The following is a 10,793-nucleotide window of genomic DNA, read 5'->3' as shown; positions in this document are numbered from 1 at the left end:
TTGCCAATCTTTTGAAACCTTATCAATTCAACGGTAAGGCTATTTGGCATGTCCGATTTTAGTATAACATGTTTTTTTAAACTTTTTTACCTTTAATTGTTGACAGCTATTGGCTGGTATTGCGGTAGATACTGATTAAGAAAGCGTAATATCAAAAGGTTTTTTCAAAGCAAACACACTGGTGAATACGCTTATTTTTAAATTGCTCTATGTCGTCCCCGACATAATGTGCAAAGGCATTCACTAAATAAAGCTTTGGCGTTGCACACTGGATTTGTTGATTCATTTCATCACCTTCAAAATAGATATGATAATAGGAATCAACATTCTTGAAATGCATTTTCTCGTACCAATTTTGAACCCAAAAATCGTCCCTAGTCCAAGCTTCCAAACGATTTAATCCAATTGCTTTAGCTTTATTTACAGCAATATCCAATAACTGTTTTCCGATTCCTTGGCGAGAAAAGTCAGGATGGACGGCTATATGCCAAATCATCCCGCCTAACCCTTCTCCTCTTGAACAAACCGTACGCTCTTCTTTTTCGTACTCAACGTCAATGAGTCCCACTATCTGTCCGTCGCGGAATCATTAGAAAGGTTTAAAGGTTTATTCCCTACAGAAAATATGTATGCCAATCTTTTTCTGAAAGGGGAAAATTATTCTCCTGGTGTGGGTTTAAAATAAAGTTACACCGTTTATAAAAAAGATCCACTGTTTAAAACAAAGATGCACCGTTAAAAAGGAAGATTGCCAACCAATCATTGATATATCATCAATGATTTTATATAAGAAGCGATTAAACTTTATTATAAAAATTACTGTATACTCCTTATCTAATAATACGTTTTGATCAATCTTTTTTATAACAAAATTACCATGTGGTGTAAAATCAACGATTATAGAATATTTTTGATTGAACTTTTTTATAAACCTACAGTTTGCAATATTATTAGTTATGAGGACGAATGATTTAAATCAGTAAGTGAAATACTATAGATAATCATGCATTCCGTTTGAGACGGGCAGTCTAAATGATTGAAAGCCATTTATTTTGGATTGGAGTGAAGAAAATGAAAGCTGTAACCTATCAAGGACCGAATAATGTAACTGTTAAAGAGGTACCGGACGCAAAGCTTGAGAAAAAAGATGACGTTCTTGTTCGAATAACTTCAACAGCCATTTGCGGGTCTGATTTACACTTGTATCAAGGGAATATCCCGTTACCTGAAGGATATGTCATTGGTCACGAACCAATGGGGATTGTCGAAGAAGTCGGCCCTGAAGTGACAAAGGTAAAAAAAGGGGACCGTGTCGTTGTTCCTTTCAATGTTTCATGTGGACAGTGCTTTTATTGCCAGCATGAGATGGAAAGTCAATGTGACAATTCCAATCCGCATTACGATTCAGGAGGGTATTTCGGTTATTCCGAAAAGTACGGAAACCACCCGGGCGGCCAGGCTGAGTATTTAAAAGTGCCTTTTGGGAATTTCACCCCTTTTGTTGTTCCTGAATCGTGTGAACTGGAAGATGAATCCCTTCTCTTTTTATCTGATGTTCTTCCCACTGCCTACTGGAGTGTGGTAAATGCCGGAGTGAAAAAGGACGATACCGTTATTGTGCTTGGCTGTGGCCCTGTTGGACTGATGGCACAAAAGTTCGCATGGATGGAAGGCGCAAAACGTGTAATCGCTATTGACCACCTTGGTTATCGTTTAAACCATGCAAAACGAATCAACAATGTTGAAGTGTTTGATTTCACCAAAAACGATGACATGGGCGAGTATTTAAAGGAAATCACTCATGGCGGGGCAGACGTTGTCATTGATTGTGTGGGCATGGATGGAAAAAAATCACCTTTGGAATATATGGAACAAAAACTAAAGCTGCAAGGCGGAACACTTGGACCTATTCAAATTTCAACAAAAGCTGTCAGGAAATTTGGAACGGTTCAACTAACCGGCGTTTACGGCAGCAACTACAATGCGTTTCCATTAGGTGCCTTTTGGATAAGGAATATTATGCTTAAGATGGGGCAGGCCCCAGTTATTCACTTCATGTCTAAATTGTTTGAAAAGATTATGAATAAAGAGTTTGATCCCAAAGAAATTATTACACACAAAATCCCTCTTGAGAATGCAAGTGAAGGGTATAGCATCTTTAATGATCATCAGGATAATTGCGTCAAGGTCATTTTAAAGCCGTAAAAGAGGGTTAATCCTGTAATAGGATAGAAGAAGCCTGCAGTAATGGTTTTCCATAATCATTACTGCAGGCTTTTTTATAAAATGTTAGATTATTGGATAATTCAGCTCGTAACTTGGGTAGCAATAGTATGGTGGTCTCAGTCCTATTTTTGGCATGGGCCAGGAATCCTCCATATAGACCATCTTAACTTTTTCATTTGAATGGTTTACTAGCAATAGCTTTACTTGTGGATTAAATTCATACCTCAAAATGGTAACCCCTTTCCATTAGGAATGTGTGGATTCTCCCCCATCAACATGAAGAACTTGACCAGTAACAAAACGAGAATCATCAGAAGCAAGATAGACAAAGGTTGGTGCGAGTTCAAATGGATGGGCAACTCGTTCCATTGGATTAAATGCTCCATATACAGCGACTTGGTCTGACGAGAAACTTGCTGGAATAAGTGGAGTCCAAATTCGGCCGGGAGCGACGGCATTGACTCGGATCCCTTGTTTCACGACATTTTTGGCCAAGGCACGTGTCCAGCCAACTATTGCGCCTTTTGTGGCCGTATAATCAATCATTTGCTGCTCACCTACATACGTCACCACTGAAGTTGTGCCAATGATTGAGCTGCCTGGTTTTAAATGAGGAAGCGCTGCTCTTGTTGTGTAAAAATGAGAGTATATATTAACCTTGAAGGTATCATCGAATTGCTCATCTGTAATGTCAAGCAGGCTTAGTTGTTGAAATTGGATACCAACGTGGTTACAAAGAATATCGAGACGTCCAAACGTATTTACTGTTTGTTCTACAATAGAGATACACTGTTGTTTGTCTCGCAAGTCACCAGGCATTAGAAAACAACGTTGTCCGAGTTGTTCAATCCTCGTTTTTGTTCTATTTGCATCCTCATGTTCATCTAAGTATGAAATAGCAACATCTGCGCCTTCTTTAGCGAACGCAATCGCTGCTGCTGCACCAATACCACTGTCACCGCCTGTAATGAGTGCAACCTTTCCACATAATTTCTCGCTCCCTTTGTAGTTCGGGTTTTCGATAATTGGGAGGGGTACCATAAGTTCCTCGACACCCGGGTGCTGGAGTTGTCGTTGTTCCGGAACACTGATCGGAATTTCTTCGTAACGTGTGATTTTCCCATAGTTAGGGTACATTGGATAAGGTTGAGTTTTCATGTTCTCTTTAAACATTTGTTGCATTTGCTTTATTTGGTCTAATTGACGACTTTGATCCTTTTGATCCATGGAAACCTCCTATAGAAATAATTTTCTGCCATAGAATGTTTATGTTGTTCACTACAAATATAGTACCTAAAAAAATAGGGCAACCAGAAAAAAACCGGCTAACCACATAATACGCTTGTCGCAATAAGGGTATTTTTGCACAACCCCTCGAAAAGGTGGAATAAGGAATTTGCCGAGAACTAATTCCCATACCTATGGTCCAATTAAGAAAGAGCGCCTTATTCAAGAAAAGCGCCCGTTTGAGGAAGATCATGGCAGATGGGCATGAGCGCTTTATCTATTATCAAATAAAAAATAAAGAGAGGCTGCATGATTAACAGCCCCCCTATACGATCGACGAATTATTTTTCTAAAAGCTTTAGAGATTCGCGATTGAATGCAGGAAGATCATCAGGTGTTCTGCTTGTTACAAGGTTTCCATCTACGATTACTTCTTCATCTTTTACAGTTGCTCCTGCATTTTCCAAGTCTTTTCTTACGGAAACAAAGCTTGTTAGCTCTCTACCTTTTAGTTGGTCTGTATTAACGAGAAACTGTGGACCATGGCAAATTGAAAATATGGGTTTATTATCTTGGAAAAATGTTTTCGCAAACTCACTATTCTTCGGATTAATACGTAGTAAGTCAGGAGAAAACCCGCCAGGTACGAGTAATGCATCATAATCGTTTGCATTTACTTCATCTATGCCTCTATCTGCTTGTATTTCGTCCCCATTTTTGCCATTGATGGTTTTTTTTGCTTCATTACTGATAATATCTACCGTATGCCCAGCTTCTTTGTAAGCTTTCACAGGATCAGTTAATTCAATTTCTTCTACCATGTCTGTTACAAGGACTGCAATGTGTCGACTCATATAGCACTTCCTCCCTTTATCATTCTCGAATATATTCTAGCAGACTGCCCATAACTTTATTAAGCAGTATGCTCATGAACCGTATTATACACGAACCAAATAACGATGCTCTAACTGACAGGCACTTGTTCCCTTCTACCTTATCGTGTTACATAAACGTGCACTACAATGGCATTTGGGAGCTGGTCTTTATTCCCCAACTGCGCCCGTTCGTATTGTGGCAATTTCATTCAACAATATCCTCATGCCGAAATTGAGTCCCTGCACATAATTATTGAATCCCATGTCCAAAAAAACAATGCTGAAACAAATACATACAAATAAAATTCCAAGTTTGCATAAAAAGATTCGTAATTATTAAAGACCCCGTAAATTACTAAATATACAATTAAAGATCCTAATAGATATGCTACAAAATATGTAATATTGAACTTACGAGCATCAAGATATTTATTTAACAATATTTGGATTGGTAAAGCGAATAAACTATACGATCCACCAAACACTAATCCAAAAAAGAAAACAATGTATATTGCTTCAAACGAAAGGCTAAATGGAAAGGATTCCATCAATAAATAAAATACCGACATAGACAACCCAGATAAAAATATTAATGTCAAACGTTTTTTTAGCAAAAAATAATCCCCTTGTTCAAGAATGGCGCCCGTTAATGATACAGCTGACCTTCTAATAATCGATTACATAAATTCGTGCATAAACCTTGTTCTTTATACCTTGTGAGCATTTCAATTACATCAATAGCTATCCCATTATCCCGCAGTATTTTATCAAATTGCGAAAGTGTTAAGTTTGGATCAATCTCTGCCTTTTTATCGGGAAAAGACGTTTGAAGTGTTTTATTAATCTCAACTAATTTGTTTTTTTGTTCCTTGGTAGTAGACGTGAAAGTCAATATCGTTTCAACAAAATCAATATCAGCATTTGATAGTCCCTTATCCTTTAGCCAATCACTAGCAGTTTCGGTTCCCATACTATTCACCTCTTTTGCCGCAAAATGATCCTTTTCTGCAGGGCTAGACGCCTAGTTTTATTCCGGAACAGCGCCCAATTGTTTTAAAAAACAATCAGTCTTCATCTGATTTGTTTTTTTTAGACTCTGGCCAGCTTATAAACCAATAAGCAAGTGTAGCAACGATTGAAGTACCTATTATTTCTAATATGCTTTGACTATGTGAAGGAAACACAAGATTCCATATAGACAAACCAACTAACATAATTATAAAAAACAAAAAATGTTTAAGCATTTACTCACCTCATTCAAGCTACGAAGAATGCACTCCCATCTGTTCAACAATCTGATCCAGTATGCGGTGTTGACACCATTATTAGTGAATCGCGCCCAATTCTTGAAGGTAAAAGTATATTATTAATACATTACTACTAACGCCCTGTCAGCAAAAGCAAATTAATTTTCGTTTAACTCTTAATTATTGTTTTTGATAATTTTTAAGAAACTAACATCTTCTTTCCGTTCCTTGGTTATTATTTGATGTTTACATATTTAATTGGGTTTTGTGCTCCTTTTGTTAAATATTGCTCTACCGACTTTTGGAGGTATTTTACTCGTACAGAATCATCTGCAATCTTTCCAACAAACTCCCAGCGATTTTCCTCGTTAGCATCTGCCCGGGTATTAAACGTACTTCCTGCCTTAAACCAAGATACTACATTATATATTTCGTGTACAATTCCATCAAATACCGCAAAAGCGTACTTTGCTTTCTCTCGATCTTTCCCTATTTTCCAAGCACCTCTTGTTGCATCATATAATTCTATATCAGTCATATCATAGCGGAAAATTTTATTCAATCGAATTAGTATCACCGGTTCCTCTATACTAGCCACTTCCCGATCATAATGAGAAATGAGTTGGTTTAAACCAACTTTTCCATACACCCCACTTTGAAATCCTCGTACTGCATTGGTTAATTTTTCTTTCCCAATTAAGTCAATTACCGCAGCCTCTACTTTTAATGCCGTTTCACTATCCTCCAGGCCATGAGTGAGTATTTCAATTTTCGGTTCCATTCCCCTTTCCCGGATACTTTTAACCATACGGGTTTTGGGAGTATCTTCCGTATCAGTCAAATGATAAAACACGCGATTACCAACGCCTTTTCCAACATAAAACACCTCATCCGTTATCGGCTCAGCATAAGTATAGACATAATGTTTTAGTTTATTAATAACCTCTTGCGAAAATTTTTGCATAATGTACCCATCCTCGTATAATAAGTTTTAATTCACAGTTGATGTCAATTTCCAATTTGTTTTGTTCCTTGACAAATGAATCTAAGTCTTGTATTCCGGGCTAAGCAAAGAATACAAATTGCAGATTTATTGCTTCGGAACACTCCCGGAGAATGGTCTTAGGATCGTTTGAGGCGATGCTTTATTATCCAGTGGCTCAACTATTTAGGAGTCTGCGTTCCCAGGGTTTTGTTTGAACGTCTTCTAGCCAATAAAAAATAAAGCCTGTCTGTTCATAGGGATTATATATGCTGATGTCTAAAATTAAAATTGGATCATTTGCCCCGTATACCTTCGATAACCGCGCCCGTTAGCGACATAAGTTAGTTGTTTCGGAAAGCAATATTATTTAATTTTAAAATAAGAGCTGCTACCGATTATGATTCCTCCACCAACGCCAAGAAAGGTTCCAATCACAACCCAGTGAATGGATAAATATATACCTAACATAAAAATTACTAATCCCATAAACAACAAAGCTATCCCTTTTTTCATATTTCGCATCTGCCTATTACTAGTCTATGTTACCCGTTGTATGAATTAAAATTGTTTCTCATCCGTGCCAAAAACCAGTTCTCTTATCTAAAACGATATAAGGATAATTGTTTTCTTCACCTGTATAAGAAATCTGTTCTGTATAAACCCACACTACATCACCTTTATCAATCATCTTTACGATTTCGTTATCATTTCCTGAGTAGGGGCTGTTTTTCCAATTTACTAAAAATAACTCTTTCCAATTATCTTTTATAGGTGCATTTACCGAAAGATAATTAGCTTTATCAAACAATGTCCCTTCCTTACCGTTATTCTTTTCTTTATATTCCTCCATAACAGTCCAAATTTCTTTAGCGGTTAGATTGTCATAAAAATTCTTAGTCCAATTAATTCCCTTTGCATAAACATAATCGGAGCTATCCATATACTCATCAAATATATAAGTTCTCAATGTTTTCTTTAATTGCTCCATTTTTTCTTGAGAAACACTATCTGACTTTGTTTTTGAGCGAGGATTGTTGTCATTATTCATTTCTTGATTTTCTTCATATGTAGCTTTGTCTTTTTTAGTTGCGTTTTGTTTTTTGGAAAGTTCTGTAGATCTTGAAGAATTTTCTTTCATTGGTTCATCGGCATCGTTAGAGTCAGCTGTTTGAGGTTCGGAGGAACACCCAAATAGTAGCGCAAACATCAAAATTAAACCCCCAAACAGATATAGGTGTCTCATATATCGTCTCCTTCATTGTGCGTTTAGTTAGGATTTAGTTAGGATAAGATCCTTTCCAAGGATTACTCTAATCATATTATATTATAACTTCTTCTTTAACTAAACTGTGCTCATTAGGGAAAAGCCGCATTCAATTCGGGAATCGCACCCGTTTACGGAACATCGACAAAATTATTGTAAAAAGTCAACTACAATTTCTTTGAAACTTTCTGGTTTTTCAAAATGAGGGAAATGACCACTATCTTTTAGTGTAACTATTTCACTATGCTCCACATCAGCGAGAAAGGTTTTAATCTGTTCATCACAAGTTACCGGATCATATTGGCCGTTTATTAAAATAGCGGGCTGGGTAACTTCCTTAAGCCTTGGAAGCAACGAATTAAACATTTCATCACCATCCAATAATCGATCATTATGTATATCAGTTTTTTTGAAAAACTGCTCCCATTCATCATCTGTGTATGATGAATAATCAGTTGGATTATCAAAATTATGAACGTGTATCTCCATTCCCCTTTCACCTAATTCAGGACGTATCTTCATAAATTCCAACATTAAATCTTTGGTTGTTTTACCAGATTTGGATAGCATTAAACATTGTTCTGCTAAATTTTTCTTTCCCTCATCTTTGAACAATTTTGATGCTTTTCTTAACGAATTTCTTGTAGTTAGTCCAAAATCAAATGTGGGACATTCAAAAATGATTCGGCTAACTGACTCTGGAAAAATGGTGGCATATAAAAGGCATAAGTAACCACCAAAAGAATGCCCCAACAAAGCCCATTTTTTAATACCCAATTCTTTTCTTAGCTCCTCACAGTCCATCACAATATCAGTTAAAGAAAAACTTTCCTCTCTATCAATCGCCTCTGATCGACAAACACCTCTCTGGTCAACCGCAATAAGTCTAACATCTTCATGTAACCTTTTCCCCTGGTGATAACAAAACTCGTAACAACTTTCACCAGGTCCTCCATGTAGATATAAAAGAGGTGGTTTATTTTCCGAACCATGAACTTCTACGTACATATCTTTTCCCCGAATATGAATTAATTTTTCGTTTGAAGTTCTTCCCACTTTCCATCCCCCTATCTATTCGATTAGCGCGCCCAATTCCTCAATAACCTATAATGATTTTTCCATTTTTATATTTGTTTCAACATATCCTAGTTGTTCATATAGGCTCCTTGCCACTTTGTTATGACCAAAGACATGAAGTCCTATCATTTTCAATCCAATCTCTTTGGCTATGATTTCAACTTGCTTCATTGCTTGTTTTCCATAACCTTTACCTTGATTGCCTGTCCAAATGTTAATATCATAAATGAAACCCTTATTATCATCCTTGTTTGCTAGCCATACCATTCCAACCTTTAAGTCTCCATCACGAATTGTAAATAAATAATTGTTATCGGTATTTGGTCCGTCAGGAAGTAAATGTTTGTGTTCCTTCGCTGCCTTACTGATTGCTCCCTCTTGCTTCCAATTTCCAGATTTAATTTGCTCGTTTGCAAAGTTATCAATTGCATAACTCAAATATTGTTGAAATTCTTCTGAACTCATTGTTTTTAATGTTACTGTCATCGTTCTTCCCCCGTTCTGACCGATACGATTATTCCATTAAATGACTCTTATGTACAATACGGGTATCGATCTTTATTACAGATAAGCGCCCGATAATGTAATAAAAGATATTAGTTTTGGTAGCAAGTTTCATACTCATCTTTCATCAGTAAACTCTGGCAGACTAATCCTCTATCGTGATAAATCTCTTTCTCCACGTTTAATTTCATACTATTTTTTTCGTTTTTAATGAATAGCGTATCTTCATTTGCCCATTCTAAACTGATACTTTTATTTGCGTCACTATAATATATTGTTTTCTTTTTATCATTTTCATCGTCATTCGTTATTTCCACCCATACATTAACTCCGCCTGCTGCACCACCATATAATTCATAATAAGCACTAGCTGTATATTCCCCCGTGGGTGATGTTACAGGTCCAGGTCCCTTTTGAGTGGATCCTCTATCAATTTCACTAAATGTAAAAAAGTACATTTCATATACATAGATTGAAGACACCAGAACAAACCCAGACAACGTTGCAACTAGCACTTTTTTAGGAAAAGGTTTCTTTTTAATGAAAGAAGTTATTATGTTAGCACATAAAACTAAAAATAATATGATGGTAATGAAAGAAATTAAGTAACCAAATAAAATTAAAATGATAACCCTCCCTAAATAATGATAATTCCAGCAATATAGTCCCTATATGCGATATTAACGCATTTTTTTATTAGGGAAAAGCGCCCGATTACTTAAGAATGGATCTTTTACTTATTTTTTTACATCAATCACTTTAAAGCGTTCACAAACAAGGAGCATGTCTTCAGAAAATTTCCGTCCGATTGCATTCAATTCGTTTCCAAAGAATTTTTCATGAGCCTTCCACCAATATTGGTAAGTCCTATCCCCTTCACCTTCTGCAACAGCAAACTCTTCAGTAACTTCATTCATTGGAGTTAGTGTAACCTCCACTGTCTTAATGATTGCTACAGGTTTGTCGTGACTGTTTAATATAATACTGTAATCTTCTGTTGTCGGAAGAGGTTCATTCTCCAGTTCATAAAATATATATCCTGAGCAAGTGGCAGTTTTAATGCCATCTTACCAATCGTGCGAGATAATCAGGATCATCTCCAAATTGCCATGCACTAACTGACTGAGGCTGATCTCGATCTTTCCAATATTCATTCCAGTACGCCTGAGCATCCTGATTCATAATTATAACCTCCATACATAGCTTTACTTTTATTTCAACCTCGTGTAAATAATACTAGTGCTATTATTAGGGAAAAGCGCCCTCGTATATTATTATTAACCAGATTTTTTCTGGTGTTAATCCTATATACCTATTATTCAAGGTATAATGGATTTAAATCAGAGAGAGGATGTCGTTCTGCGCCCTTGAAGCATTGTCTTCGTGTT

11 protein-coding genes and 2 pseudogenes are annotated in these 10,793 nt (G+C 36.5%); 1 reads left to right on the top strand and 12 read right to left on the bottom strand.

The window, feature by feature from the left end:
• Positions 1-151: 151 nt before the first annotated feature.
• Positions 152-580, bottom strand: a pseudogene (locus HUX68_RS19225) (GNAT family N-acetyltransferase); the annotation flags it as partial.
• A 491-nt stretch (positions 581-1,071) separates the two neighbouring features.
• Between HUX68_RS19225 and HUX68_RS19220 the strand changes: the two are divergent.
• Complete coding sequence (locus tag HUX68_RS19220; protein WP_174616543.1) at positions 1,072-2,205, top strand: zinc-dependent alcohol dehydrogenase; 1,134 nt, start codon at positions 1,072-1,074, stop codon at positions 2,203-2,205.
• Positions 2,206-2,472: 267 nt separating this feature from the next.
• On the opposite strand, the gene HUX68_RS19215 is transcribed toward HUX68_RS19220, so the two are convergent.
• The 11 genes and pseudogenes from HUX68_RS19215 to HUX68_RS19165 all read right to left on the bottom strand — a co-directional run bounded on the left by HUX68_RS19215 (position 2,473) and on the right by HUX68_RS19165 (position 10,587).
• A complete protein-coding gene (locus HUX68_RS19215) occupies positions 2,473-3,453 on the bottom strand; it encodes an SDR family oxidoreductase (RefSeq protein WP_174616542.1) in 981 nt (326 codons plus the stop codon).
• 341 nt (positions 3,454-3,794) lie between these two features.
• Positions 3,795-4,307 carry a type 1 glutamine amidotransferase domain-containing protein gene (locus HUX68_RS19210; RefSeq protein WP_010530576.1) on the bottom strand — a complete coding sequence of 171 codons (513 nt, stop codon included), beginning with the start codon at positions 4,305-4,307 and terminating at the stop codon, positions 3,795-3,797.
• 242 nt (positions 4,308-4,549) lie between these two features.
• Positions 4,550-4,903, bottom strand: coding sequence for a UPF0715 family protein (locus HUX68_RS19650; RefSeq protein ID WP_425509553.1), 354 nt, complete (start codon positions 4,901-4,903; stop codon positions 4,550-4,552).
• 71 nt (positions 4,904-4,974) lie between these two features.
• A complete protein-coding gene (locus HUX68_RS19200) occupies positions 4,975-5,298 on the bottom strand; it encodes a hypothetical protein (protein ID WP_174616540.1) in 324 nt (107 codons plus the stop codon).
• A gap of 94 nt (positions 5,299-5,392) precedes the next feature.
• Complete coding sequence (locus HUX68_RS19195; RefSeq protein ID WP_174616539.1) at positions 5,393-5,572, bottom strand: hypothetical protein; 180 nt, start codon at positions 5,570-5,572, stop codon at positions 5,393-5,395.
• A gap of 238 nt (positions 5,573-5,810) precedes the next feature.
• A complete protein-coding gene (locus tag HUX68_RS19190) occupies positions 5,811-6,539 on the bottom strand; it encodes an LEM-3-like GIY-YIG domain-containing protein (protein ID WP_174616538.1) in 729 nt (242 codons plus the stop codon).
• A gap of 592 nt (positions 6,540-7,131) precedes the next feature.
• Positions 7,132-7,770, bottom strand: coding sequence for a hypothetical protein (locus HUX68_RS19185; RefSeq protein ID WP_174616537.1), 639 nt, complete (start codon positions 7,768-7,770; stop codon positions 7,132-7,134).
• Positions 7,771-7,974: 204 nt separating this feature from the next.
• On the bottom strand, positions 7,975-8,880 hold the full coding sequence (locus tag HUX68_RS19180) for an alpha/beta fold hydrolase (protein WP_174616536.1): 906 nt from the start codon (positions 8,878-8,880) through the stop codon (positions 7,975-7,977).
• Positions 8,881-8,928: 48 nt separating this feature from the next.
• On the bottom strand, positions 8,929-9,387 hold the full coding sequence (locus HUX68_RS19175) for a GNAT family N-acetyltransferase (RefSeq protein ID WP_174616535.1): 459 nt from the start codon (positions 9,385-9,387) through the stop codon (positions 8,929-8,931).
• Positions 9,388-9,497: 110 nt separating this feature from the next.
• The gene (locus tag HUX68_RS19170; RefSeq protein ID WP_281355795.1) at positions 9,498-9,920 is read right to left on the bottom strand and encodes a DUF5412 family protein; all 423 of its coding nucleotides are present in this window, start codon (positions 9,918-9,920) and stop codon (positions 9,498-9,500) included.
• Between the two features lie 222 nt (positions 9,921-10,142).
• Positions 10,143-10,587, bottom strand: a pseudogene (locus HUX68_RS19165) (ASCH domain-containing protein).
• Between the last annotated feature and the right edge of the window lie 206 nt (positions 10,588-10,793).

Origin of the sequence: Virgibacillus ihumii (assembly GCF_902726655.1) — a bacterium.
Lineage (GTDB): Bacteria > Bacillota > Bacilli > Bacillales > Amphibacillaceae > Lentibacillus > Lentibacillus ihumii.
This window is presented reverse-complemented; position numbering and strand designations above follow the sequence as displayed.